Here is a 23,988-nt window from a genome sequence, read left to right as displayed (position 1 = left end):
TCTTGCCCGAGGACGACCCGACATTCCTATGCCACCTGTCCATAGAGATAGGCCGCGCAGGCGAGATCCTGCACGATCGAGCCGAGCGATTTGTAGATCGTCACTTCCGTTGCATTCCGTCGGCCCGACGCAGTGCCGGCAAATATCGCGCCGATCTCCGCCAGCACATGATCCTCGTCGATCAGCCCCGCCGCTTTGGCCGCGAGATATTCCGCGCCCTGCGCCAACACGCCTTCGCGATGATCGGGGAAGAAGCGCGCGCGACGGACGAGCGCCCCATCGATCTCGGCCGGGCCGGCGCGGCTCGATCCCACGACGTTGAGATGCGTGCCATCGGCGACATCCACGTCGAACAGGATCGGCTCGGGCGCGGCGGTGGTGGTGCAGACGATATCGGCGTCGCGCACCGCCTCCGTCGGATTCCGCGCGACCTCTACCGGCAGCGTGAGCGCGTCCGCGATGCGCCCGGCGAGCCCCGCCGCTTTTTCCATGTCCCGCCCCCAGATCGTGACGCGCTCCAACGGCCGCACATGGCGGATCGCCAGCGCATGCTGCCACGCCTGCTCCCCGGTGCCGAGGATCGCGAGGCGGGTCGCATCGGCGCGCGCCAGCGCATCGGTCGCGGCGGCGGAGGCGCAGGCGGTGCGGATCGCGGTCACCTCTCCCGCATCGACGACGCAGACCGGCGCGCCGCTTTCCCGATCGAACAGCAGGATCGCGCCCTGATGCGACCGCCCCCGCGCGGCGGCGGCGGGAAATACGCTCACCAGTTTCGCGCCGAAGCCCGCGTTTTCCAGGGCGCCGGGCATCACGCCAAACGCATCGCCACCGCCCAGATCGATGATCCCGCGCAGCAATTGTTGCGAGCGGCCCGCCGACAAGGCGATCATCGCCTCGCGCATCAGCGCGATGCAGCCGACATGATCGAGCGAATGCGCGACCTGCTCCGCGCCGATCACGATCATGCGCTCAGCCGCCCCATATCGCTTCGGCGTAGCGCAGGAAATTCTGCCCCATGATCTTCTCCACGCGCCGCGGGCCATAGCCCTTCGCCTCCAGCAAGCGCGCGATCTTACGGAACTGATCCGGCCCGCGCAGATCGACCACGAAGGGATAGGTATCCGGCCCCTCACCCGTCGCGCTGATACCGGCGGCGCGGCGCTGGGCGTTCTCCTCGGCTAGCTTCGCCCGATAAGCGTTCAGGTCATCGATCTGCGTCACCGTGCCGTCGGTGCCGATGCCGACATGATCCTCGCCGCAGACATTCACGGCGTGATCGATATGCGCCACCACGTCCTCCGCGGTGGCGCGCCCGGTCTTGTTGAGGAACGGCATGAAATAGATGCCGACGAAGCCGCCGCGCTCCGCCACCAGCCGCAATTCGGCATCGGTCTTGTTGCGCGGCAGATCGGTCAGCGCGCGGCAACCGGTGTGATTGATCGAAATCGGCGCGCGCGATGCCCGTGCCGCCTCGAGACAGGTGCGCTCGCCGCTGTGCGACAGATCGACCATCACGCGCCGTGCGTTGAGCCGTTCGATCACCTCGCGCCCGAACGGGGTGATGCCGCGATTCTCCGGCGCCATCGATCCGTCGCCGATCTGGTTGGCCGGATTATAGGTGAGCTGGAACACCCGCACGCCGAGATTGGCAAAGATATCGACCCGCGTCGCATCCTTGCCCATCATCGCGCCGTTCTGAAAACCGTAGAGCAAGCCGACCTTGCCCTCCGCACGGGCACGGCGAATGTCCGCGACCGACAGGATTTTCATCAGGTCGCGCGGATTGTCGCGGATCATCCGGTCGGTCGCCGCGATGTCGCGCACGCTATCCTCGAACGGATCCTGCGGGCCGACGACATAACCGAGCGTGATGTTGACCATCGTCAAGCCGGAGGCATGCGCCTCCGCCAGCACGCGCGGGCTGATGCTGCTGCGGGCGGTGTCGCCCGACGGATTATTGGGGTCCCCGATCCCGCCGAGCGCGTTGACGACGATCCATCCCTTGATCGGATCGCTTGCGCCCTGCGCCGCCGCCAAAGCCGGCGATGCCATCATCCCAACCCCGGTAAGCGCGGCCGCCCCGGTCACGAATCCCCGTCGATCAATCGCCATCATCGTCCCCCAGTTCTGCCTTCGTTACCGGCTTGTAGCTGTCACGCGGATAGGCCTGGCCGCGCTTCACCGTCATCTCGATCGCGCGAATATTGGCCATATCGGCAAGCGGATCGCGCGTCAGCACGACGAAATTCGCCAGCTTGCCCTTTTCCACCGAGCCCATCTCGCTTCCCTGCCCCGCCGCCTGCGCGCCGATCAGCGTCGCCGAACGGATCACCTGAAGCGGCGGCATCCGGACCTCGCGCGCGAGGAACAGCAATTCCTCATGCACTTCCGGCCATTGCTGATCCGCGCCGAACACATAATCGGTGCCGGTGGAGATCGGCACGCCCGCGCGCCATGCCTGTTGCGTCAGCCGCGTCGTCGCCGCGCCGGTGCAGCGCAACTGGCGGCGTTCCGGATGCGCCTTGCGCGCCGCATCCTCGCGCACGAACAGGCTGCCCGTCGCATCGAGGATCGTGCCGCGTTTCAGCATGTCGCGATAGAGGCCGGCGATCACGGGATCGTCGCCCTGCTTCGCCAGCAGCGCCTCGTTGACGGGCGTGCGATCCTCATAAGCCGCGAGCATCACCGGCTCCGCCTGATAGGCGAGGTAGCAGACGTGGCTCACGGTATCGGCGCCGGCTGCGATCACGTCCGCCGGGCGCGTCGGGAAGACCGCGCTATGCGCCCAGATTTTAACGTTCTGGCGATGCGCCTCTTGCGTGATCGCCTTGATCAGATGCGCCGGGAGATCGGCATAGATCTTGATCGCGGTGGCCGATGTGCCGCGCGCCAGCGTCACCGCCGTGCGCAGATCGGTCGCGTCGTCGATCGACTGCATCCATGGCGCCTTGCCCGGCTGCGCCCCAACCGAAACCGCCAGCACGCGGCGATCCTGGAAGAATGGAGGACCAGCCATCAGCGCGGCATAATAGATATCGGGCGCGGGGATTTCCCCGGTCAGCGCCCCACGGGTCAGTTCGCCGACCGGGCGCAGATCGTCCGCCATATCGCGCACCGCGGTAACGCCGCCGAACAGGTTGCGCCGCAGGATCGCCTTCGCGCGAACGTTGTTGGGTGGCGTGGCGAGGTGGATGTGGCTGTCGATCAGTCCCGGTATGACGAACCGCCCCGCCAGATCGACGCGGCGCGCCGAGGCGGCTTCGGCGATCGTCCCGCTTGGGCCAATTGCGACGATCCGCTCACCGCGCACGAATATATCCTGATGCTCGTGCGCCGGCGCCCCGGTGCCGTCGATGACGGTCGCATCAGCGTAAAGCGTCGCCTCGCGCTCCGCCGCCGTGGCAGGCACGGCCAGCACAACGATCGATGCAATCCCCAGCGCCGTCTGCGAAAGCCCCCGCAACCAGCGACACGAACTCTTGATGGTTCTGTTCACACCGCCGTGGCTAAGCGAAGGCGCGGGCTTTGACCAGCGCCGCCGGTTCAGTTCGAATAGCGCGCGATGCCCAGCCCGGCCGGATCGACAGCCGGCTTGGTGCCGCCGATCAGGCTGGCGATGAGGTGGCCCGAGCCACAGGCCATCGTCCAGCCGAGCGTGCCGTGCCCGGTGTTGAGGAACAGATTGTCGACCGGCGTCTTGCCGACGACCGGAGGGCCATCGGGGGTCATCGGGCGCAGGCCGCTCCAGAAATTGGTCTCACCGTCAATGATCGCGCCACCGGGGAACAGATCGTTGAGCGAATGGAGCAGCGTCGCCCGCCGCCGGGGGGAGAGGCTGCGGTCGAAACCGGAAATCTCCGCCATGCCGCCGACGCGCACGCGATCACCAAGCCGGGTGATCGCAATCTTGTACGTTTCGTCGAGCAGCGTCGAAACAGGGGCGGCCGCCGGATCGGCGATGGGAACCGTGATCGAATAGCCCTTCACCGGATAGACCGGGAGCTGCATCCCGAACGGCTTGAGCAATGCGGGCGAATAGCTCGCCATCGCGACGAGATAGGCATCGCCTTGCACGACACCGCGATCCGTCCGCACGCCGGTGACGCGCGCACCGTCGCTCTCTAGCGCCTCAATCGTTGTCTCGTAGCGGAAGTCGACCCCGTTTGCCGCCAACCAGTCGGCGAGCGAGCGCGTGAACATCTGGCAATCGCCGGTCTCGTCGCCCGGCAACCGCACGCCACCGACGAACTTGTCGCTGGTCGCCGCGAGGCCCGGCTCTGCGGCGACGCAGCCGGCGCGGTCGAGCAGGTCATAATCCACGCCGAAATCGTCGAGCACCGCCATATCCTTGGTGCTGCCGGCGAGTTGCTTCTCTGTGCGAAAGAGCTGGAGCGTACCCTGGGTGCGATGATCGTAGGCGATGCCGAGCCGCTCGCGCAGCACCTTCAACTCATCACGGCTGAACTCCGCGAGCCCGACCATCCGGCTCTTGTTGAGCGCGTAGCGCGCCTCTGTGCAGTTGCGCAGCATGGCGAACAGCCAGCGCAGCATCGCCGTGTCGGGCTTGGGCCGCAGGATCAGCGGCGCATGTGTCATCAGCAGCCAGCGGATCGCCTTTTGCGGAATGCCCGGCGCAGCCCAGGGCGAGGCGTAGCCGGGGGAAATCTCGCCCGCATTGGCGAAGCTGGTTTCGAGCGCGGGGCCGGGCTGGCGGTCGATCACCGTGACCTCATGGCCGGCCTGCGACAGATAATAAGCCGAGGTGACGCCGATCACGCCGGCGCCGAGAACGATCACTCTCATTGCTGTGCTCCGTCGACGTAGCGGCGCTGATGCCGCGCGCCGAGACTGGTGAGGATTTCATAGGCGATGGTGCCCGCATCATCGGCAACATCATCGAGCGACTGCGACGGACCGATCAGCTCGACGAAATCGCCCTCCGCCAGCGCATGGCCGGGGAGTGACGAGATATCGATCGTCATACTGTCCATCGAAACCCGCCCGACGATCGGCAACCGCCGCCCCTGATGCCATGCGGCGCCGACACTGCTCAGGTGGCGCGGCCAGCCATCGGCATAGCCAATGCCGATCGTGGCGAGCCGCCGCTGATCGGGCGCGACATAATCGAGGCCATAGCCCACGCCGACACCTGCCGCGATCTCCCGGATCTGGATAACGCGGGCCGACAGCGCCGCCACCGGGCGCAACTTGCCGGCAAGCGTGCTCGGCCGCACGCCATAAAGCGCGACGCCAGCCCGCGCGACATCACAACGGAAACCCGCCGGCAGAAAAGCGCCGCCGCTGTTGGCGATCGAGGCCGGCACATCCGGGAAATACGCGCGCGCTGCTTCGAAACGCTCAAGCTGGGCGGTGTTGGCCGGATTTTCCGGCGCATCGGCGCAGGCGAGGTGGGTCATGATCAGTCGCAACGAAACCTCGCGCGCGAAATCGGCGTCGGCGGCGAGCACACTCACCGTCTCCATATCGAGACCGAGCCGCGACATTCCGCTATCGACCTGCAACGCCGCCGGCAGCGCCTCGCCACGCATTCGCGCATGATCGTGCCAGCGTTCGACCTGGCTCGCGGAGTTGAGCACCGGCAGGAAACCGCGCTCGGCACAAAGCGCCTCGCAACCCGGATCGAGCCCGTTGAGGATGAAGATCGCGCCATCCGCACCGATCGCGTCGCGCAGCGCGATCGCCTCGGCGAGTTGGGCGACGAAAAAGATGCGGCACCCGGCATCGCGCAGCATCGGCGCCACCTGAGCGACGCCCAGTCCATAAGCGTTCGCCTTGACCACGGCGGCGCATTCGGCCGGCGCCACCCGTTCGGCGAGCAAATGATAATTGGCACGGATCGCCCCAAGGTCGATCGTCAAGCGGCTCGAACTGGTTGGGCAAACGTCATTCGCCATCGGGCATCCTCCGTGGCGGAATATATCAGCGATAAGTTCGAATTTTTCGCCGATTTGCGGTGTAATGCTGCTTCATCCGCGATTATACCGCATGATCTTCGATCAGATGGTATATCCTGCATGTCCGCGCTTGATGACGCCGACCGCCGTATCCTGACGCAATTGCGGCTCGATGCGCGCATCACCAACAGCGCGCTCGCCGAAGCGGTGGGGCTTTCCGCCTCTGCCTGCCTGCGCCGCGTGAGGCTGCTCGAACAATCGGGGGTGATCCGCGGCTATACCGCGATTATCGCCGGCGCCGCGCCGGATGAAGGAACGGTGGCAATCGTCCAGGTCGAGCTGGAACGGCAGACCGAGGAATATCTCGTCCGCTTCGAAAATGCGCTGCGCAACCATCCCGAAGTACGTGAATGGTATCTGATGACCGGCGCGGGCGATTACGTGCTGCGCGTGCAGATCGCTGGGATGGAGGAATATGCTACCTTCCACCGCGACGTGCTGACGCGGCTGCCGGGCGTGACCCGCATCAACTCCAGCTTCGCGATGCGGAGCAACCGGCGGCCGTGAAGCGTGCCACCTCGACAGAGGTAAGCGCGCGCGTCTCCCCCTTGGCGAGCGGGCCGAGCGCGATTCCGCCAATCGCCACGCGCACCAGTCTTTCGACTTTCGCGCCCTGCGCCGCCACCATACGGCGTACCTGCCGGTTGCGCCCTTCGGTCAGCACGATCTCGATCCAGCGCGACCGATCCTCAGGGCGCAGCAGGCGAACCGAGGCCGCCGTGAGCGTTTCGCCCGCTTCCAGCACCGGCATCGACAAGGCCGCGACCAGATCGTCGTCGGCCGGGCGATCGAGCTTGACGTGATAGGTCTTGGGCACGCCGGATGCGGGATTGAGCAGATGTTCGGCCCAGCGGGTGTCATTGGTCATCAGCAACAGCCCCTCGCTCGCCTTGTCGAGCCGGCCGACCGGCGAGAGAAACGGCAGATCGGGCGGCAGGCTATCGTAAACCGTGCCGCGCGCCTGTGGATCGCGCCGGGTGGTGACCAGCCCCCGCGGCTTGTTGAGCATCAGATATATTTTGCGTTCCGCAGCAATTACTTGACCATCTACCGCGACGCGGGATCGATCCAGATCGACGCGCTGCGAGATGCCGCGCGCGGGTCGGCCGTCAACCGTCACCCGCCCCGCCGCGATAAGCGCCGTTGCCTCGGTGCGCGAGCACAGCCCGAGTTTCGAAAGCGCACGCGGCAGGCTGGCCACCGTATTGCCGCCGATCGATGAGGAAGCGCGCGCCGGCCGACGCGCCGTCGCCATTCCATTGCGACCTGTCATGATGTTCACCGCGTCCCGCCAACGTCGCAAACCGGCGACGCGTGGTTCTTTCGAAAGAAAAACTACGGGAGCGATGCGCGCGCCCGGCGTCTCACCCCCGGACAACCGAATCGAAACGGTGCCCGGGGCTAGATGCCGGCGATCAGTCTGCCGGCGCGCAGCGCGCGAATGGGGTGGCGGTTGGGCACGCGCGCCCCATCGCCGCATCGGCTCGCGCGGTCAACCTCATGCACTCGCGGCACATAAAAAGATCACCTGCGACATCGCGGTTTGACTTGAACCCTCGCGCAATACATCATCGCGCGATGCAGACCACGGGCTGTCCTTTCCGCTTTCGCCACCATGAGGGGCAGCTTCTCTCGGGCATTTAGCCCCGGGTTCTGGCGCGACATGCCCCGAACTCGGGGCAAAGCTCTATAAGATTGGCGCGCTTGATCGTGGGCGATCGCGCGTCTCCTCATCCCGGAAAGCAAGTGACATGACGAGCAGCAAGGCGAGCAAGCGTCCGCCCATCCACATGATCGACACCGAAGCCGATACGCTTACCGATCTTGCGATCAGCGTCGAGGAGCGCCTGCCGCAAGTCAGTGAGCTGTTGTTGGAGGAAATCGGCCGCGCCAATGTCCATGGCGCCGCGCGGATGCCGCGTGATGTCGTGACGATGCAGGCCAGCGTTGAATTCGTCGACGAAGCGAGCGGGGCGTCCCGCACCGTCCAGCTCGTCTATCCAAAGGAGGCTGACATCTCGGCCGGGCGCGTCTCGATCCTTACGCCGGTTGGCGCCGGGCTGATCGGGCTGCGCGAGGGCCAGTCGATCCTGTGGCCGGATCGCGAAGGGCATCGCCGCACATTGTCGATCGTCAAGGTGACGCAGGCGCCGAAAAGCGCCTGATCGCAGGATACGAATCGGCCGCCGATGCACTCGCACCGGCGGCCCCGATCCGCTTACCAGTAGAAGTTACGGATCACGTCGAGGACGACGCCGCGCCGGTAATCGACCAGCAGCACGTCGTTATAGTGGCGCACCCAGCGCGTGTTGGCGCGCGCCGGCGGCAGGCGATAGCGCCACGGATCGACGATCCAGTAACGCTGGCCGAAATAGCTCGGCGCGATGCGCGCACCCGTGCGGAACGTCTGATAACGGAACGGCGCATTCCAGTTGCCGCGCGAATAGAGATTGCGGTTCTGGTTACGCCAGCCGCGCCAATCGTCGCGGCCCCAGGCGCGATCGCGATCGTTTACATCCTGACGATAATTCTGCCGCGCGTCGCGAACGTCATGCTGCTCCCGACGCACATCATGACGGTCGCCATAGCGGCGCGCCTGATCCAGCTCATGTTGCTGCTGGCGGACATCCTGCCGATCGCGGCGCAGATCCTGATTCGTCTGCGCGGAAGAGACCGCCGGGAAAGCGGTGGCCGCCATCAGCACGCCAATGATCAATTTACGCATCGAGATTCTCCTTTTCCCTCAGGCAGCCCGACATAGATGCCGCGCCACCACGAGCGGAGTTATCGGGATGCGCCGCTGAACGGATCGCGAACGCGCTGGTCAGCAACCAGCAAGGTCACGTGTTACGGCGTATCGCGACCGCCGCCCCCGCCGCCGCCCATGCCGGGCGCGCCGACCGCGCCGATATTGCCGAACAGATCGGAGAAGAAGCCGCGCGTGCGGCCAAGCGTCGGCGTCGTCTTCTTGTCGGGCCGGATTGAGGCCACCTGCTCCTCGCCCGACCGGCGCACCGCGCTGACCGTGCCGTTGCGATCGAAGCTGATCTGCAACGTCAGCTGATCTTTCGGCTTCGGCAGATTGTACGCCAGGTTCCGGCTGTCGCGTGAGATATAATACCAGTCGCCCTGATTGAACTGCGCGGCGAAGGTCGGGTGGCCGAGCGTGGCGAGCACCGAATCACGATTATCGACACCAGGCTGGATCGCGTTCACCAGATCGGCATCGACGATATAGCCCTGATGCGACCGAAGCGGGACACAGCCCGCGAGCACGATCCCGGCGAGCGCGGCGATCAGGATGGGTTGGCGCATGCATACTCCGCGAACATTGGGCGTGCGCGGTACGTTGCGTCCGCGGCCGAACGCCTCAATATGCCGGGGCGGACGACGACACAAGGCAATGACGAGAAGGGTAGGAACAAGCGTGGGCTTCTTCGATAGGTTCCGAAAGGCGCCACAACAGGATGCGGCGCTGCCGCTGTATCAGGCGGCGGTCGCATATGCGCGCCAGCCGCACTGGTATCTGGACGGCGCCGTGCCCGATACGCTGGACGGACGGTTCGACATGGTGGCGGCGATCACCGCCTTCGTGCTGATGCGCCTGGAGAGCGATCCGACGACCGGGCAGACGATCGCGCATCTCACCGAACGCTTCATCGACGACATGGACGCGCAGATACGCCAGATCGGCTTTGGCGACATGGTGGTGGGAAAACAGGTCGGGCGGATGATGGGGATGCTCGGCGGCAGGCTCGGCGCCTATCGCGAGGGAATCGTCTCCGGCGATCTCGATACAGCGCTCGCCCGCAACCTCTATCGTGGCGAGCCGCCGGCGGCGGCCGCCGTGGCGCATGTGCGTGATCGACTGCTCGCCTTTCACGCGGCATTGGCCGCAACGCCGCTCGATGCGCTCGATCGGGGAGAATTGCCGTGACCCCGGAATTTTCCCGCGCCGAGCGGCTCGACATGATCGGCGGCGAGCCGCGTATCGTGAAGATTGCCGCCGATGCCGACGAACGCCGGCGGCTCGCCGGGCGCTTCGGGCTGATCGCGATCGACGAACTTGCCGCGACCTTCACCATCCATCATGACGCCACCGGCATCCGCGCGGATGGCCGGGTGACGGCAACGGTGACGCAACCCTGCGCGGTGACCGGTGATCCGCTGCCCGCGACGGTGGACGAGAAGGTCGCGCTGCGTTTCGTCGCGGCCGGCGACGCCGCCGAGGAAGAGGTGGAACTCGGCGAGGATGCGCTCGACACGATCGAGATCGAGGGCGGCGCGATCGATCTGGGCGAAGCGGCGGCGGAAACGATGATGCTGGCGCTCGATCCCTTCCCGCGCGGGCCGCGCGCGGCGGAAATGCTGCGGGAAGCGGGCGTGGTGGGGGAGGATCAGACCGGCCCGTTCAGCGCGCTCGCATCGCTGAAGGACAAACTCGGCAAGAAATAGCGCGCGCCGGTCGGGCGCGGATGCCTCAGTCCCGCCCCGGCCCCAGCGCGGCATCCACATCACGCGGGCGCACGAAGCGGGTTAGCATTGCCCGCCCCGGCACGGCATCGGTCCAGTCGTCGATATCGAAGGTCATCTCCGCGACGGTGGCGGTAGGATATTTTTCCTCCACCTCGTCGCGCAGCGCGCCGCTGTCATGCGGCACCAACAGCAGCACGAGATCCTCCAGCCCCGGATTATGCCCGATCAGCAGCAGGTGATCCGCATCCGCGGGGGTTTCGCGAATCACATCGAGCAACATCGCGGAAGAGGCGAGATAGACCCGCCGATCCCATGCGGGGACGATCGGCGTGCCATAGCCGGCGGCGACCTCGCCGATCGTTTCCACCACGCGCAACGCGGGCGATGCGACGACGTGATCGAACGTCAGCCCGAGCGATTTCAGATGCCGCCCCATCGCCTTCGCCGCGCGCCGCCCTTTGGCGTTGAGCGGGCGATCGAAATCGCGGGCGACCGGATCGTCCCACCCCGATTTGGCGTGGCGCAGCAGCGTCAGCGTCTTCACGAGGGGAAAGTCTCCGTCAGGTCAGTCGCGCGGGAGCAGCCTCATGCCCCAGACGCGCGGCGGAGGAAAGACGGTGCCGTACCCGCGCGATCGCTTCGTCGAGCGGGACGCGCGCAATCTCCACCCCCGGCGGGAAAGCGGTGAGCAAGCGCGAGGGCATCGCAGACGACAGCAGCACGAACGCGCCGCGATCCTGCGCCGAGCGGATCAGCCGCCCGAACGCCTGCGCCAGCCGTGCGCGAACGATGCGATCGTCATAGGCGCTGCCGCCGCCAGCCAGCCGCCGCGCGGCGTGGAGCACGCTGGGCTTGGGCCAGGGCACGCCCTCCATCACCACCAGCCGCAGCGATTCGCCCGGCACGTCCACGCCGTCGCGCAACGCATCGGTGCCGAGCAGCGAGGCGTGCGGATCATCGCGGAAGATATCGACCAGCGTGCCGGTATCGATCGGATCGACATGCTGCGCGTGGAGCGGCAAGCCCGCGCGCGCCAGCCGGTCGGCGATCGCGGCATGCACCGCGCGCAGCCGACGAATCGCGGTGAACAGCCCCAGCGTGCCGCCGCCAGCCGCCTCGGTCAGCCGCGCATAGGCATTGGCGAGCGCCGCGGAATCGCCGCGCTTCACATCGGTGACGATCAGCACCTCGGCGCAGCTCGCGTAATCGAACGGGCTTTCCGCCGTGAACCGTTCGGGCGGTGTGGCGAGCCAGGGCGCCCCCACCCGCGCCTCGGCGGTGTTCCAATCGCCCCCGGCGGTGAGCGTCGCGGAGGTGACGAGCGCGCCATGCGCGGGTTTCAGCACCACTTCGGCAAAGGGCCGGGTCGGATCGAGCCAGTGCCGACGCAACCCGATGTCGAACTCGCGCCCTTCGATCCGGTCTACCACCAGCCAGTCGACGAAATCCGCGTCGGCCGGGCCGCCGATCCGTGCGAGCAGCGACAGCCACGACGCAGCCGTCTCCGCGCGCCAGCCGAGCGAGGCGATCGCGCCCTCGATCCGCGCGCGCGCCGGGCCGTCCATCCAGTCCGGCGCCTCCGCCAGCACCGCCTCCAGCCGCTTGCCGAGGGTGACGAGCGGGCGCAACAGCGCATCCAGCGCCTGCGCGGCGGGGCCGGCAGCCTCGATCAACTGCGCGGGCGGCTCGGCGATCTCGGTCTCCAGCCCATAGCCCGCATCGCCGGCCTGGTCGGCACGGGCATAGACCAACCCGCGCACCGCGCCGAGCAGCGCCTCGATCGGGCCGAACGGCGCCCCCTCCCCCAGCCGCGACAGCCAGCCTTCGGACGCCAGCGCCTGCGCCGCGGTCACCGCGTCGCTGATCGCGCCACCGCCGCCCTCGTCATAGCTCGCGACATCGGAAAGCCGCGCTGCGAGGCCACGCCTCCGCCCGCGACTGCTTCCTTCGGGGCCGATGATCCAGCGGCGCAGCTCGATCGTCTCCTGACCCGTAAGCGCGGTCGAGAACATCCCGTCGGCGGCATCGAACAGATGATGGCCTTCGTCGAACACATAGCGTGTCGGGCGAGTCGTCAGCTCGCGACCGCGCGCCGCATTGACCATCACCAAAGCATGATTGGCGATGACGATATCCGCTTCGTTCGACGCGCGCGTGGCGCGTTCGATGAAGCATTTCCGGTAATGCGGGCAGCCGGCATAGACGCATTCACCGCGCCGGTCGGTCAACGCGGTCGATCCGTTGCGGCGGAACAATGTGACGAGCCAGCCCGGCAGATCGCCGCCCACCATGTCGCCATCCGCGCTATACGCCGCCCAGCGCGCGACAAGCTGCGCGAGCACGGCGGCGCGACCGGCGAATCCGCCTTGCAGCGCATCCTCCAGATTGAGCAGGCAGAGGTAATTCTCGCGCCCCTTGCGGGTGACGACGCGCGCCTTGCGTACATCCGCGTCAGGATGCAGCCGTGCCGTTTCATGCGCGAGCTGGCGTTGCAGCGCCTTGGTATAGGTGCTGATCCACACCGCGCCCTGCGCCTGTTCCGCCCATAACGAGGCCGGCGCGAGATAGCCGAGCGTCTTGCCGATCCCGGTCCCCGCTTCGGCCAGCACGAGATTGGGCGAATCACGCGCGACTCGCGGGGCGAAGGCATCGGCGGCCGCCCCGGCATAAGCGCGCTGCCCCGGACGCGGCTCGCGACTCGCGCCGGTGAGGCGGGCGAGTCGTTCCTGCACCTCCTCGTCCACGAGCGAGATATTGCGCGGCATCGCGCGCGGCGCCGCCTCTTCCCATTCGGGCAAGCGGGAGAACAGCCACCGCTCATTGCCGGTCGGCCGCGCAATTCGATCCGCGAGCAGCGGCGCCCATGGCCAGCGCAGCCGGAACAGGGTTTGCGCGGCGGTCCAAGCGCCCTCGCGCTCGGGCCATTCGCCCTGCGGAATCGCCAGCAAGCGCTCGGCTGCGGCAAGCAGGAACGGGGCGATCGCGGCATCGTCCGCCGGCACATCGAGCCCGGTGACAGCGGCGAGCCCTTTGGGTGTCGGCACCATGAAACTCGCCGGGCGGAGAAAGGCGAATAATTCCAGCACATCCAGCCCGGACAGGTCTGCATAGCCGAGCCTCTGCCCGATCAGCGGCGCATTGAGCAGGATCACCGGCGTGTCGGCGGCGATACGGATCGCCTCGCCCCGACCGATCGCGCGCGTCTCGCCATCCTGCGCGATCCAGGTGCCCGAATGGCTGGCATGAAGCGCGGGATAGGGAAACGCGGTCACGGGGCCGGCCATGCGCCGCACGGAACAGAATGGCAACCGGCGGCAGTGGCTAAACGCCGCCTTCGCTGCCGCAGTGCAACAGCGGGGGTGGATTCCCCCGCCCCCCTGTGCTTAAGGCCGCCTGTTTTCCTTATGGTGAGGCCGCGCATCCCATGAACATCCACGAATATCAGGCCAAAGAACTGCTCGCAAAGTTCGGCGTTCCCGTTCCCGCCGGCTATGCCGCGATGACCGTCGAAGAGGCGGTTGAGGCCTCGAAGAAGCTCCCCGGGCCGCTCTACGTCGTCAAGGCGCAGATCCACGCCGGTGGGCGCGGCAAGGGCAAGTTCAAGGAGCTGCCGCCGGAAGCCAAGGGCGGCGTCCGCCTTGCCAAGACCGCCGACGAAGTGCGCGCGGCAGCGACCGACATGCTCGGCAACACGCTGGTCACGATCCAGACCGGCGAGCACGGCAAGCAGGTCAATCGCCTGTACGTCACCGACGGCGTTGATATCGCGAAGGAATTTTACCTCGCGCTGCTCGTCGATCGCGTCACCGGCCGCGTCGCCTTCGTCGTATCGACCGAAGGCGGGATGGACATCGAGACGGTCGCGCATGACACGCCCGAGAAGATCCACACGTTCGACGTCGATCCCGCGACCGGCTTCATGCCGCATCACGGCCGCGCCGTCGCCAACGCGCTGGGGCTGACCGGCGATCTCGCCAAGCAGGCGCAGAGCCTCGCCGGCAAGGTCTATGACACGTTCCTCGGCACCGATGCCTCGCAGATCGAGATCAACCCGCTCGCCGTCACCGATGACGGCAAGCTGATGGTGCTTGATGCCAAGGTCGGCTTCGACGGCAATGCGATGTTCCGCCACAAGGATCTCGCCGAGCTGCGCGACGAGACCGAGGAAGATCCGGCCGAGCTGGAAGCATCCAAGTACGACCTCGCCTATATCAAGCTCGATGGCGATATCGGCTGCATGGTCAACGGCGCCGGCCTCGCCATGGCGACGATGGACATCATCAAATTGAACGGCATGTTCCCGGCCAACTTCCTCGACGTGGGCGGCGGCGCCACCACGGAGAAGGTGACGGCGGCGTTCAAGATCATTCTCGCCGATCCGGCGGTGAAGGGCATTCTCGTCAACATCTTCGGCGGGATCATGAAGTGCGACATCATCGCCGAGGGCATCGTCGCCGCGGCGAAGGAAGTGAACCTTTCGGTTCCGCTGGTCGTCCGGCTTGAGGGCACCAACGTCGAGAAGGGCAAGGAGATTCTCTCCACGTCCGGCCTGGCGATCGTTCCCGCCAACGATCTGGGCGATGCCGCCCGCAAGATCGTTGCCGAGGTGAAGAAGGCAGCCTGAACCGGATATGCGTCACCGCGACTCCCGCTCCGGGGATCGCGGCGACGTACCGAAACATTGACGCGGCGACGGGAGCTTTTCCGTCGCCGCATTTTTTGTATCGGCGCGGGGCCCGGCGGCCCACGCAACGAATATCGCGCCAAACCGTGCTTTCCGTAAGGATATTACGCAAGCGATACTGCGCCCGACCACAGCGCGCGGGCGCGCGGCGGGGCGTTTGGGCTGGACTTGCGCCGATTCTGCTGCATTAGCGAACCCACTGACGAAGATTGGGCCAATGGAGACACAGCCGATGAAGGTGCTGGTGCCGGTCAAGCGGGTGCTTGACTATAATGTGAAGCCCCGCGTGAAGGCGGATGGCACGGGTGTCGATCTCGCGAACGTGAAGATGTCGATGAACCCGTTCGACGAAATCGCGGTTGAGGAAGCGATCCGCCTGAAGGAAAAGGGCGTCGTGACCGAGATCGTCGTGGTGTCGATCGGCGAAGCGAAGGCGCAGGAAACCCTGCGCACCGCGCTGGCGATGGGCGCGGATCGCGCGATCCTCGTTACCTCCGACGAGAAGGTCGAGCCGCTCGGCGTCGCCAAGCTGCTGAAGGCGATCGCCGATGAGGAACAGCCGGGTCTCGTGATCCTGGGCAAGCAGGCGATCGACGACGACAACAACCAGACCGGCCAGATGCTCGGCGCGCTCACGGGCTGGGGCCAGGGCACATTCGCATCGAAGGTTGAGGTCGAGGGCGATTTCGTCACCGTCACGCGCGAAGTCGATGGCGGATCGGAGACCGAGAAGCTCAAGCTTCCCGCGATCGTCACCACCGATTTGCGCTTGAACGAGCCGCGCTACGCCTCTCTGCCCAACATCATGAAAGCGAAGTCCAAGCCGCTCGCGCAGAAGACGCCCGCCGATTACGGCGTCGACGTGTCCCCGCGCCTGACCACGCTCAAGGTGGTCGAGCCGGCGAAGCGCACCGCTGGCGTCAAGGTCGCCGACGTTGATGAACTGGTGGCAAAACTCAAGGCGATGGGAGTCGCGAAATGAAGACGCTCGTCTGGGTTGAGCATGACGGTTCGGCCGTCAAGGATGCCACGCTCGCTGTCGTCACCGCTGCGTCGCAGCTGGGCGAAGTGCACCTGCTCGTCGCCGGTCAGGGCGTCGATGCGGTTGCCGCAGAGGCCGCCAAGATCGCCGGCGTGGGGAAGGTCCATGTCGCCGACGACGCGGCCTATGCGCATGCGCTGGCCGAGAATGTCGCGCCGCTCGTCGCCGACCTGATGGGTCATCACGACGCGTTCCTCGTCCCCGCGACCAGCAACGGCAAGAATATCGCGCCGCGCGTCGCCGCCCTGCTCGATGTGATGCAGATCAGCGATATCCTGTCGGTCGAAGGGCCGGACACGTTCACGCGCCCGATCTACGCCGGCAACGCCATCGCCACCGTGCAGTCCAAGGACGCCAAGAAGGTCATCACCGTACGCGGCACCGCGTTCGAGAAGGCGGCGACCAGCGGCGGCTCTGGCACGGTCGAGGCGGTCGCGGGCAAGGGTGATTCGGGCGTGTCGACTTATGTCGGCAGCGAGATCGCCAAGTCCGAGCGTCCCGAACTGACCAGCGCGAAGATCATCGTGTCGGGCGGTCGTGCGCTGCAGAACAGCGAGAACTTCCACACGATCATCGAGCCGCTCGCCGACAAGCTCGGCGCGGGCGTCGGCGCGAGCCGCGCGGCGGTCGACGCGGGCTATGTCCCGAACGACTATCAGGTCGGCCAGACCGGCAAGATCGTCGCTCCGGAAGTCTATATCGCGATCGGCATCTCGGGCGCGATCCAGCATCTCGCTGGCATGAAGGACTCCAAGACGATCATCGCGATCAACAAGGACGAAGACGCCCCGATCTTCCAGGTCGCGGACATCGGCCTGGTCGGCGATCTGTTCAAGGTCGTGCCGGAGCTTACCGGAAAGCTCTAAGACCATGGAGCGGCGCTCCATGGCAGTGCCCGTGCGTAGCAAGGGCACATCGCGAAGCCGGTAGGCACGATCGCGTGTCCACTAAAAGAATGGGGCGGCGGCCAGCACAGGCCATCGCCCCATTTCTTTGAGCCCGGTCCGGGCGCCTTGCGTCGATATGGTTGCATGATACAACCATATGCGAAGGAGAAAGCCGGATGGACGGCACCGCACAATTGGTCGGGCAGATACGCAACGTATCGCGGGCGATCGTTCGCGAATGGGGCTTCATGGGCGGGAACTTCGCCGGAACCGAGCTATCGCCGTCCGCCGTCCATGCGCTGATGGAGATCGAACGCGGTGGCGCTACCGCACGGGATATCGGCATACGCCTGCGCCTAGAAAAATCCAGCGTAAGCCGTATGTTACGTAAGCTGGTGGAAGCGGGCGACGTTAAAGAAGAAGCCGGCGGAAGCGACGGGCGGGTGAAGCTTCTCTCGCTCTCGGCAAGCGGGAAAGACCGTGTCGTCGCGATCCACGCCTTTGCCGATACACAGGTGGTCGATGCGCTCCGGCGCTTGCAGCCGGCCCAGTCGCGCGCCGTTCTCGAGGGGCTGCGCCTCTACGCCGATGCGCTTGGCGGAAAAAGCGGGGGCCCCTCTTGTCCGGATATCACCATCGCATCCGGCTACTACACCGGGCTGATCGCACGGGTCACGGAAATGCATGCGCTTTATTACGCCCGCGAATCAGGTTTCGGGCGGCATTTCGAAAGCGTGGTGGCGCGCGGCCTCGCCGATCTCTGTGCCCGGCTCGAAAGCCCGCGCAACGCCATCTGGTCGGCGATGCGTGAGGACGAAATGGTCGGATCGATCTCTATCGATGGCGAGGATCTGGGCGCCGATATCGCGCACCTGCGCTTTTTCATCACGGCGGATGACGCGCGCGGTAGCGGTGCCGGGCGCAAATTGCTGTCTGCCGCCATGGCTTTCGTGGACGAAAGGAACTTCGCCGAGACCCAGCTATGGACATTCCGCGGCCTGGCTGCGGCGCGGCATCTCTACGAAAGCTTCGGCTTCGTCTGCGTCGAGGAATGGTCCGGCCGGCAATGGGGGCCCGAGATGATCGAGCAACGCTTCGTTCGCCCGCGCCAACCGCTGTGAACCGGCACTGGCACCCGGCCAATCGCATGCTAACCTCTCGCGATGATTCTCCCCCTGCTCCTCGCCGCCGCACCGGCACCGCAACCCGTTACCCCGCCCGCTCCGCCGCCCGCCGTCGCCCGGCAATGGCCGATCAAGGAAGGCGATTTCGTGATGCGCGATTTCGCGTTTCGATCAGGCGAGAAGCTGGCTGAGCTAAAGCTGCATTACACCACGCTCGGCACGCCACATCGCAACGCGGCGGGGGAGATCGACAATGCGGTGATGGTGCTTCACGGCACCGGGGGGACGGGCAAGCAGTTCCTCCAGCCCCAGTTCGCCGATGAGCTTTACGGCCCCGGCCAGCCGCTCGACATCACGCGCTATTTCATCATCCTGCCCGACAATATCGGCCATGGTGGCTCGTCCAAGCCCTCGAACGGCCAGCATATGGCGTTCCCCCGTTATGACTATGACGACATGGTCGCCGCGCAGCACCGGCTGCTCGCCGAGCATTTTGGCATCCGAAAGATGCGGTTGATCATGGGCACCTCGATGGGGTGCATGCACGCCTTCGTGTGGGCGGAGACCTTCCCGGACTATGCCCGTGCGCTGATGCCGCTGGCGTGCGAGCCGGTACAGATCGCGGGGCTGAACCGCATGTGGCGCCAGCTCGCGATCGATTCGATTCGAGCCGATCCGGCGTGGAACGGCGGCAATTATACGGCCCAGCCGGTGCAGGGCGTGCGCGGGGCCGCGTCGTTGTTGTTCATCGCCGGCGGGGCGCCGCTCTTCCTCCAGTCGGCCTATCCCGCCCGCGACGCGGCTGTTTCCTATGCGCGGGAGAAGGTGGCGGCCTCGATCGCGGGGATCGATGCCAACGATCTGATCTATCAGCTCGATTCGTCGCGCACCTATGATCCATGGCCCAAGCTCGCGCAGATCACCGCGCCGATGGTGTGGATCAATTCGGCCGACGACTTCATCAACCCGCGCAATCTCGATTTCCCGAATCAGGCGGTGAAGCAGATGCCGAACACCCGTTTCCGCCTGATCCCCGAAAGCGCCGACACGCACGGGCATGGCACGCACACCTGGGCGAAGTTCTGGAAACAGGATCTCGCCGATCTTCTCGCGCGCACCGCCCCGTGATCGCGGCGGCGGCGCTTGCCGTTCAGGGCCACGCTGCCTAGGCGCACCCGATGCGCGTTCTTGTCCTGCTCGTCGCCCTGCTGCTCTCCACGCCCGTCGCCGCGCAGCGGGCGGACCGGGCGACGCCGGGGTTCGTGCGGGTGCGGCTGGAAACCGCGCTTGGCAATATCGTGCTGGCGCTGGATGCGAAGCATGCGCCGATCACGACCGCGAATTTCATGCGCTATGTCGATGACGGGCGCTTCGACGGGATCAGCTTCTATCGCGTCGCGCGCAGCAAACAGGCGCCGCAATTCGGCTTCATCCAATCCGGCATCCGCACCGACGCGCGCCGCTTCCTCGATACGATCGCGCATGAGCCGACCAGCAAGACCGGCATCCGCCACCTCGACATGACGATATCCATGGCGCGGCGCGGGGAGCCGGGATCGGCCAATGGCAATTGGTTCATCACCGTCGGCGCGATGCCCTCGATGGACGCCAGCCGCGATCATCCAGGCTATGCCGCCTTCGGGCGCGTCGTCGCGGGGCAGGATGTGGTGCGCCGCATCCTCGCCCAGCCGACCGGCGGCGGGATGGGCGGCACGATGCTGATGAAGCTGGTCTATATCAGCCGCGCGATACGGCTCGATGGCGTGGCGAAGCCCACCGGCCGCCCACGCCCGTGGCTGATCGAGCGTCGCAAGGACGGATGAACCGCGCCGGCCGGCCCGGCGTTATCGCCACATGATTCGTCGTCGGCTCATCATCACCGGGCGGGTGCAGGGCGTATTCTACCGCAATTGGTTCGTAGCGGAGATGCGCGCACTCGGCATTCTCGGCTGGGTGCGCAACCGCGCCGACAATTCGGTCGAGGCGGTGATCGCGGGCTCCGCCGATTCGATTGCCGCCGCTATTGCCCGCGCGCATCAGGGTCCACCGGCGGCGCACGTCGTCGATGTCGCGGTCAGCGACGACGCGCCTGAGGAGACGCTGGAGCGATTCGCGAAGCGTCCGACCGTTTAAGCTACCCGCGCGGGGCGACCATCTCGATCACGTTTCCGTGCGGCGCGGCGACGCTATTCGCCTGATAGGCGATCGCGAGCGCCCAGCCGGCGAGGACCGCGGTGACGATCCAGGTCGCCATCGCGCCACCGGCCCGGAAACCATTCGGGGTGGCGCGCATCATTCCGATCGGATGCGCAATGCGCCCGAGGACGAACACCGCCGTCAACACCCACAGCCATAAAGAGGGGCCGCGCGCGAGTTCGATCAACCCGGTCAGGATCAGTACGAAAGGCGCATATTCGACAAAATTCGCATGCGCGCGCATCCCCGCCAGCATTTCCGGCTTGCCGCCATCCCCGATCATCACGCCTTGCATTCGCCCGCGCACGAGCCGGATACCGAGCCACAGATTGATCAGCCCGCAGGCCGCAGCCAACACCAGCGTTACCGGAAGCAGCATCATTTCCCCCTGCCTTGTTTCGAAACGGAGAGTGGCATTTGCCCGCGCGGCTTGCAACGCGATGATATTCGGGTATAGGCGCGTGGCTTCGCGATGCGTCCGGCCGCCCGGCGCGGCTGACCTGTTTGTCGGCGGCGTCACGATCGTTTCGGACAAGTCGTCTCCTGCTGAACAGAATACGGATTAAGGTGCCGAGATGGCCGTCCCCAAGCGAAAAACTTCTCCTTCCCGCCGTGGCATGCGCCGCTCGCACGATGCGCTCTCGGTTGAGGCGTTTCAGGAATGCCCGAATTGTGGCGAACTGAAGCGTCCGCACAACCTGTGCCCGTCTTGCGGCCACTATAACGGGCGCGAAGTCGTTTCCGTCGAGGGCTGATAGCCCGGCCAACAAGGGGATTGCCGCTTCATGTCCGACAGCTCCTGGATCGCCGTCGATGCGATGGGCGGTGACGAGGGGCTGGCGGTTATGCTCGCCGGTGTCGCGCGCGCGCGTCGTCGCTTCGAGGGGATGAAATTCCTCCTCGTTGGTGACGAAGCGTCGATTCGCGAGGGGCTGAAGAGCCACCCCAATTTGAGCGGCAATGCCGAGATCGTTCACGCTCCCGACGTCGTCGGGTCGAGTGAGACGGCCGGCAAGGCTCTGCGCCGTGCCAAGACGACCTCGATGGGCGTCGCGATCGACTGCGTGAAGCAAGGTCGCGCGGGCGCAGCCGTGTCGGCCGGCAACACCGGCGCGCTGATGGCGATGGCGAAGCTCTCGCTCCGCACCATGCCCGGCATCGACCGCCCCGCGCTGGCCGCGATGCTGCCGACGCTCGGCGACAATGATGTCGTGATGCTCGATCTCGGCGCCAATACCGAGTGCGACGCGCGCAATCTGGTGCAATTCGCGGTGATGGGTGCAGCTTATGCGCGCACCACGCTCGATCTCGAAAGCCCACGAGTCGCGCTGCTCAACATCGGCAGCGAGGATCAGAAGGGCACCGAGGAAATCCGCGATGCCGCGCAGATCCTGCGTGACGCGACTCACCTGCCAATGCGCTTCACCGGCTTCGTCGAGGGCGACCGGCTGGCGCGCGGGCATGTCGACGTGATCGTGTGCGATGGCTTTTCCGGCAATATCGCGCTGAAGACCGCCGAGGGCACCGCGCGATTCGTCGCCGATCTGCTGAAGCGCGCCTTCACCTCATCCGTGCGGTCGAAGATCGGCTTCCTGATCTCCCGCCCGGCGACGCAATTGCTGCGCGATCATCTCGATCCAAACAATCACAATGGCGCGGTCTTCCTTGGCCTCAACGGGCTGGTGCTGAAAAGCCATGGGGGCGCCAACGAACTCGGCGTGGCGACCGCCATCGGCAATGCGGCCAAGATGGTGCAGGCCGATCTCGCGCGGCGCATCGCCGAAGATCTGGGTAATTTCGAAAAGCAGGCGGCATGATCAGGAGTGTCATTACCGGAACCGGCTCGGCACTGCCGGCACGGCGCGTCTCGAACGCCGATCTGGCGGAGATGGTCGACACCACCGACGAATGGATCGTCGAGCGCACCGGCATCCGTTTCCGCCACATCGCGGCACCTGACGAAACCACCGCAACGCTCGCCACCGATGCCGCGAAAGCGGCGCTGGCCGCCGCCGGGGTGCACGCGCAGGATATCGATCTGATCGTGCTCGCGACGGCCACGCCGGACCAGACCTTTCCCGCCACCGCCACCAAGGTGCAGGCCGCGCTCGGCATCGACGACTGCACCGCGTTCGACGTGGCGGCGGTCTGCTCCGGCTTCCTTTACGCCGTGCAGGTCGCGGACAGCATGATTCGCGCCTCCGCGCATCGCAAGGCGCTGGTGATCGGCGCGGAGACGTTCAGCCGCATCCTCGACTGGGAGGATCGCACCACCTGCGTGCTGTTCGGCGACGGCGCGGGCGCGATCGTGCTGGAGGCGCAGGAGAGCGACGAGCGCAACGGGCGCGGCATCCTCGCGACCCGCCTCCACGCCGACGGGCGGCGCAACGAACTGCTTTATGTCGACGGCGGCCCCTCCACCACCGGCACCGTCGGCAAGGTGCGGATGAAGGGGCGCGAAGTGTTTCGCCACGCGGTCGTCAATCTCGCGACGGTGATGGGCGAATCGCTCGCCGCCGCCGGGCTGGCTACCGACGACGTCGACTGGGTCGTGCCGCATCAGGCCAATGCCCGCATCCTCGACGCCACCGCGCGCAAGCTCGGACTCGCGGCTGAAAAGGTCGTGATGACGGTCGACCGGCACGCCAATACCTCCGCCGCATCGGTGCCGCTCGCGCTCGACGCAGCGGTCCGTGATGGCCGCATCAATCGCGACCAGATCGTCGTGCTGGAAGCGATGGGCGGCGGGTTCACCTGGGGTGCTTCGGTCGTTCGTTTCTAAAATGAAACAATCTGACTGAACAAAATACTTTCTGCCCGCCGTTCAGAGTGATAAACTTACAAATCTAAGTCGTTATCACCCGGGGGGAGTGAGGCAGGAATGAGCGAAGCAGGAACCTTGACGCGTGCGGACCTGTCGGAGGCGCTGCACCGCCAGGTCGGGCTTTCGCGGGCCGATTCGGCACGGATGGTAGAGCAAGTGCTGGATTTGCTGTGCGATGCGCTCGCCAAAGGGGAGAATGTGAAAATCTCCGGCTTTGGCACCTTTGTCCTGCGCGACAAGGGCGAACGGGTGGGGCGCAATCCCAAGACCGGAGTGGAAGTGCCGATCGCGCCGCGTCGCGTACTCACCTTCCGTGCCAGTCAGATGATGCGCGATCGCATCGTCTCTGCGGGGTAGAGTGAGCGGGCCGGACGTCAAAGCGGCGGGGGCATTCCGGACGATCGGTGAAGTCGCGGCCGCCACCGGCCTGCAACAGCATGTGCTCCGTTATTGGGAAACGCGCTTTCCCCAGCTCCGCCCGCTGACCCGCGCCGGCAACCGCCGTTATTATCGCGCGGAAGACGTTGCGCTGATCGAGCGGATCAACCGCCTGCTCAATCAGGACGGTTACACGGTGAAGGGCGTGCAGAAGCTACTCGCCGGCGAGGGAAAACGCGCCGCCCCGGCCACCCCTGCCCCCGCGCCTGCAGGACATGACGTATCTTCGCTGCGCGGCGTGCGGGCGATATTGCAGCAGGCGCTTGATAGCGACCGGAAGTAGCGCAGGCAGCGAACTCGCGCGGGCCTGACGCCGGTTTCGCCCGATAGCTGATCATCCTG

27 protein-coding genes are annotated in these 23,988 nt (G+C 66.0%); 16 read left to right on the top strand and 11 right to left on the bottom strand.

Annotated features, from left to right (window positions below):
- Window positions 1–26: 26 nt before the first annotated feature.
- The 5 genes from P0Y64_07585 to alr all read right to left on the bottom strand — a co-directional run bounded on the left by P0Y64_07585 (window position 27) and on the right by alr (window position 5,915).
- Window positions 27–965 (bottom strand): ornithine cyclodeaminase family protein, encoded by a 939-nt coding sequence (locus P0Y64_07585; protein ID WEK44638.1) that lies wholly within the window; start codon window positions 963–965, stop codon window positions 27–29.
- Window positions 966–969: 4 nt separating this feature from the next.
- Window positions 970–2,112: a membrane dipeptidase gene (locus P0Y64_07580; protein ID WEK44637.1), complete on the bottom strand. Its 1,143-nt coding sequence runs from the start codon at window positions 2,110–2,112 to the stop codon at window positions 970–972.
- Window positions 2,102–3,439: an amidohydrolase family protein gene (locus P0Y64_07575; GenBank protein WEK45006.1), complete on the bottom strand. Its 1,338-nt coding sequence runs from the start codon at window positions 3,437–3,439 to the stop codon at window positions 2,102–2,104. Before P0Y64_07575 ends, P0Y64_07580 begins: the two co-directional genes overlap by 11 nt.
- A 104-nt stretch (window positions 3,440–3,543) precedes the next feature.
- Window positions 3,544–4,803, bottom strand: coding sequence for a D-amino acid dehydrogenase (locus tag P0Y64_07570; protein ID WEK44636.1), 1,260 nt, complete (start codon window positions 4,801–4,803; stop codon window positions 3,544–3,546).
- Window positions 4,800–5,915: an alanine racemase gene (gene alr / locus P0Y64_07565; protein ID WEK44635.1), complete on the bottom strand. Its 1,116-nt coding sequence runs from the start codon at window positions 5,913–5,915 to the stop codon at window positions 4,800–4,802. Before alr ends, P0Y64_07570 begins: the two co-directional genes overlap by 4 nt.
- A gap of 120 nt (window positions 5,916–6,035) precedes the next feature.
- Here alr and P0Y64_07560 point away from each other — a divergent pair, with 120 nt between their 5' ends.
- On the top strand, window positions 6,036–6,482 hold the full coding sequence (locus P0Y64_07560) for an Lrp/AsnC family transcriptional regulator (protein WEK44634.1): 447 nt from the start codon (window positions 6,036–6,038) through the stop codon (window positions 6,480–6,482).
- On the opposite strand, the gene P0Y64_07555 is transcribed toward P0Y64_07560, so the two are convergent.
- A complete protein-coding gene (locus tag P0Y64_07555; protein WEK44633.1) occupies window positions 6,442–7,230 on the bottom strand; it encodes a pseudouridine synthase in 789 nt (262 codons plus the stop codon). The two genes, P0Y64_07560 and P0Y64_07555, sit on opposite strands and share 41 nt — an antisense overlap.
- A gap of 496 nt (window positions 7,231–7,726) precedes the next feature.
- On the opposite strand from P0Y64_07555, the gene rnk reads away from it, so the two are divergent.
- The gene (rnk, locus tag P0Y64_07550; GenBank protein ID WEK44632.1) at window positions 7,727–8,140 is read left to right on the top strand and encodes a nucleoside diphosphate kinase regulator; all 414 of its coding nucleotides are present in this window, start codon (window positions 7,727–7,729) and stop codon (window positions 8,138–8,140) included.
- 53 nt (window positions 8,141–8,193) lie between these two features.
- On the opposite strand, the gene P0Y64_07545 is transcribed toward rnk, so the two are convergent.
- Both P0Y64_07545 and bamE read right to left on the bottom strand, forming a co-directional pair.
- Window positions 8,194–8,700, bottom strand: coding sequence for an RcnB family protein (locus tag P0Y64_07545; protein WEK44631.1), 507 nt, complete (start codon window positions 8,698–8,700; stop codon window positions 8,194–8,196).
- A 122-nt stretch (window positions 8,701–8,822) separates the two neighbouring features.
- Window positions 8,823–9,290 carry an outer membrane protein assembly factor BamE gene (gene bamE, locus P0Y64_07540; GenBank protein ID WEK44630.1) on the bottom strand — a complete coding sequence of 156 codons (468 nt, stop codon included), beginning with the start codon at window positions 9,288–9,290 and terminating at the stop codon, window positions 8,823–8,825.
- 112 nt (window positions 9,291–9,402) lie between these two features.
- Here bamE and P0Y64_07535 point away from each other — a divergent pair, with 112 nt between their 5' ends.
- Both P0Y64_07535 and P0Y64_07530 read left to right on the top strand, forming a co-directional pair.
- Window positions 9,403–9,912: a ubiquinol-cytochrome C chaperone family protein gene (locus tag P0Y64_07535; protein ID WEK44629.1), complete on the top strand. Its 510-nt coding sequence runs from the start codon at window positions 9,403–9,405 to the stop codon at window positions 9,910–9,912.
- Entirely contained in the window at window positions 9,909–10,430 is a 522-nt protein-coding gene (locus P0Y64_07530; GenBank protein WEK44628.1) for a DUF177 domain-containing protein, read from the top strand. Before P0Y64_07535 ends, P0Y64_07530 begins: the two co-directional genes overlap by 4 nt.
- A 25-nt stretch (window positions 10,431–10,455) precedes the next feature.
- Here the strand turns inward: P0Y64_07530 and P0Y64_07525 are convergent, their stop codons facing one another.
- Both P0Y64_07525 and P0Y64_07520 read right to left on the bottom strand, forming a co-directional pair.
- On the bottom strand, window positions 10,456–10,995 hold the full coding sequence (locus P0Y64_07525) for a histidine phosphatase family protein (protein ID WEK44627.1): 540 nt from the start codon (window positions 10,993–10,995) through the stop codon (window positions 10,456–10,458).
- A gap of 16 nt (window positions 10,996–11,011) precedes the next feature.
- A complete protein-coding gene (locus tag P0Y64_07520) occupies window positions 11,012–13,735 on the bottom strand; it encodes an ATP-dependent DNA helicase (protein ID WEK44626.1) in 2,724 nt (907 codons plus the stop codon).
- A 140-nt stretch (window positions 13,736–13,875) separates the two neighbouring features.
- Between P0Y64_07520 and sucC the strand changes: the two genes are divergently transcribed.
- The 7 genes from sucC (at window position 13,876) to P0Y64_07485 (ending at window position 20,321) form a co-directional block, all read left to right on the top strand.
- Complete coding sequence (sucC, locus tag P0Y64_07515; GenBank protein ID WEK44625.1) at window positions 13,876–15,075, top strand: ADP-forming succinate--CoA ligase subunit beta; 1,200 nt, start codon at window positions 13,876–13,878, stop codon at window positions 15,073–15,075.
- A 292-nt stretch (window positions 15,076–15,367) separates the two neighbouring features.
- A complete protein-coding gene (locus P0Y64_07510) occupies window positions 15,368–16,117 on the top strand; it encodes an electron transfer flavoprotein subunit beta/FixA family protein (protein WEK45005.1) in 750 nt (249 codons plus the stop codon).
- On the top strand, window positions 16,114–17,043 hold the full coding sequence (locus P0Y64_07505; protein ID WEK44624.1) for an FAD-binding protein: 930 nt from the start codon (window positions 16,114–16,116) through the stop codon (window positions 17,041–17,043). The genes P0Y64_07510 and P0Y64_07505 overlap by 4 nt, the downstream gene beginning before the upstream one ends.
- A 197-nt stretch (window positions 17,044–17,240) precedes the next feature.
- Window positions 17,241–18,185, top strand: coding sequence for a helix-turn-helix domain-containing GNAT family N-acetyltransferase (locus P0Y64_07500; protein ID WEK44623.1), 945 nt, complete (start codon window positions 17,241–17,243; stop codon window positions 18,183–18,185).
- A 42-nt stretch (window positions 18,186–18,227) separates the two neighbouring features.
- Window positions 18,228–19,316 (top strand): alpha/beta fold hydrolase, encoded by a 1,089-nt coding sequence (locus P0Y64_07495; GenBank protein WEK44622.1) that lies wholly within the window; start codon window positions 18,228–18,230, stop codon window positions 19,314–19,316.
- A 50-nt stretch (window positions 19,317–19,366) separates the two neighbouring features.
- A complete protein-coding gene (locus tag P0Y64_07490) occupies window positions 19,367–20,011 on the top strand; it encodes a peptidylprolyl isomerase (protein ID WEK44621.1) in 645 nt (214 codons plus the stop codon).
- A gap of 31 nt (window positions 20,012–20,042) precedes the next feature.
- Entirely contained in the window at window positions 20,043–20,321 is a 279-nt protein-coding gene (locus P0Y64_07485) for an acylphosphatase (protein ID WEK44620.1), read from the top strand.
- Window position 20,322: 1 nt separating this feature from the next.
- Here P0Y64_07485 and P0Y64_07480 read toward each other — a convergent pair whose 3' ends face one another.
- On the bottom strand, window positions 20,323–20,763 hold the full coding sequence (locus P0Y64_07480) for an MAPEG family protein (GenBank protein WEK45004.1): 441 nt from the start codon (window positions 20,761–20,763) through the stop codon (window positions 20,323–20,325).
- Between the two features lie 196 nt (window positions 20,764–20,959).
- On the opposite strand from P0Y64_07480, the gene rpmF reads away from it, so the two are divergent.
- The 5 genes from rpmF (at window position 20,960) to P0Y64_07455 (ending at window position 23,929) form a co-directional block, all read left to right on the top strand.
- On the top strand, window positions 20,960–21,139 hold the full coding sequence (gene rpmF, locus P0Y64_07475) for a 50S ribosomal protein L32 (protein ID WEK44619.1): 180 nt from the start codon (window positions 20,960–20,962) through the stop codon (window positions 21,137–21,139).
- 30 nt (window positions 21,140–21,169) lie between these two features.
- A complete protein-coding gene (gene plsX / locus P0Y64_07470; GenBank protein WEK44618.1) occupies window positions 21,170–22,201 on the top strand; it encodes a phosphate acyltransferase PlsX in 1,032 nt (343 codons plus the stop codon).
- The gene (locus P0Y64_07465) at window positions 22,198–23,166 is read left to right on the top strand and encodes a ketoacyl-ACP synthase III (GenBank protein WEK44617.1); all 969 of its coding nucleotides are present in this window, start codon (window positions 22,198–22,200) and stop codon (window positions 23,164–23,166) included. Before plsX ends, P0Y64_07465 begins: the two co-directional genes overlap by 4 nt.
- Window positions 23,167–23,265: 99 nt before the next feature.
- A complete protein-coding gene (locus P0Y64_07460; protein ID WEK44616.1) occupies window positions 23,266–23,565 on the top strand; it encodes an integration host factor subunit alpha in 300 nt (99 codons plus the stop codon).
- A gap of 1 nt (window position 23,566) precedes the next feature.
- Window positions 23,567–23,929 carry a MerR family transcriptional regulator gene (locus P0Y64_07455; protein WEK44615.1) on the top strand — a complete coding sequence of 121 codons (363 nt, stop codon included), beginning with the start codon at window positions 23,567–23,569 and terminating at the stop codon, window positions 23,927–23,929.
- Window positions 23,930–23,988 lie beyond the last annotated feature (59 nt).

The sequence above is a fragment of the Candidatus Sphingomonas colombiensis genome (assembly GCA_029202845.1).
Taxonomy (GTDB): domain Bacteria; phylum Pseudomonadota; class Alphaproteobacteria; order Sphingomonadales; family Sphingomonadaceae; genus Sphingomonas; species Sphingomonas colombiensis.
This window is presented reverse-complemented; position numbering and strand designations above follow the sequence as displayed.

Coding starts and splice junctions, on each gene's coding strand:
- P0Y64_07585 (WEK44638.1), bottom strand. CDS start 965: ATGATCGTGATCGGCGCGGAGCAGGTCGCGCATTCGCTCGATCATGTC.
- P0Y64_07580 (WEK44637.1), bottom strand. CDS start 2,112: ATGGCGATTGATCGACGGGGATTCGTGACCGGGGCGGCCGCGCTTACC.
- P0Y64_07570 (WEK44636.1), bottom strand. CDS start 4,803: ATGAGAGTGATCGTTCTCGGCGCCGGCGTGATCGGCGTCACCTCGGCT.
- alr (WEK44635.1), bottom strand. CDS start 5,915: ATGGCGAATGACGTTTGCCCAACCAGTTCGAGCCGCTTGACGATCGAC.
- P0Y64_07560 (WEK44634.1), top strand. CDS start 6,036: ATGTCCGCGCTTGATGACGCCGACCGCCGTATCCTGACGCAATTGCGG.
- P0Y64_07555 (WEK44633.1), bottom strand. CDS start 7,230: ATGGCGACGGCGCGTCGGCCGGCGCGCGCTTCCTCATCGATCGGCGGC.
- rnk (WEK44632.1), top strand. CDS start 7,727: ATGACGAGCAGCAAGGCGAGCAAGCGTCCGCCCATCCACATGATCGAC.
- P0Y64_07545 (WEK44631.1), bottom strand. CDS start 8,700: ATGCGTAAATTGATCATTGGCGTGCTGATGGCGGCCACCGCTTTCCCG.
- bamE (WEK44630.1), bottom strand. CDS start 9,290: ATGCGCCAACCCATCCTGATCGCCGCGCTCGCCGGGATCGTGCTCGCG.
- P0Y64_07520 (WEK44626.1), bottom strand. CDS start 13,735: ATGGCCGGCCCCGTGACCGCGTTTCCCTATCCCGCGCTTCATGCCAGC.
- sucC (WEK44625.1), top strand. CDS start 13,876: ATGAACATCCACGAATATCAGGCCAAAGAACTGCTCGCAAAGTTCGGC.
- P0Y64_07510 (WEK45005.1), top strand. CDS start 15,368: ATGAAGGTGCTGGTGCCGGTCAAGCGGGTGCTTGACTATAATGTGAAG.
- P0Y64_07505 (WEK44624.1), top strand. CDS start 16,114: ATGAAGACGCTCGTCTGGGTTGAGCATGACGGTTCGGCCGTCAAGGAT.
- P0Y64_07500 (WEK44623.1), top strand. CDS start 17,241: ATGGACGGCACCGCACAATTGGTCGGGCAGATACGCAACGTATCGCGG.
- P0Y64_07495 (WEK44622.1), top strand. CDS start 18,228: ATGATTCTCCCCCTGCTCCTCGCCGCCGCACCGGCACCGCAACCCGTT.
- P0Y64_07490 (WEK44621.1), top strand. CDS start 19,367: ATGCGCGTTCTTGTCCTGCTCGTCGCCCTGCTGCTCTCCACGCCCGTC.
- P0Y64_07485 (WEK44620.1), top strand. CDS start 20,043: ATGATTCGTCGTCGGCTCATCATCACCGGGCGGGTGCAGGGCGTATTC.
- P0Y64_07480 (WEK45004.1), bottom strand. CDS start 20,763: ATGCTGCTTCCGGTAACGCTGGTGTTGGCTGCGGCCTGCGGGCTGATC.
- rpmF (WEK44619.1), top strand. CDS start 20,960: ATGGCCGTCCCCAAGCGAAAAACTTCTCCTTCCCGCCGTGGCATGCGC.
- plsX (WEK44618.1), top strand. CDS start 21,170: ATGTCCGACAGCTCCTGGATCGCCGTCGATGCGATGGGCGGTGACGAG.
- P0Y64_07465 (WEK44617.1), top strand. CDS start 22,198: ATGATCAGGAGTGTCATTACCGGAACCGGCTCGGCACTGCCGGCACGG.
- P0Y64_07460 (WEK44616.1), top strand. CDS start 23,266: ATGAGCGAAGCAGGAACCTTGACGCGTGCGGACCTGTCGGAGGCGCTG.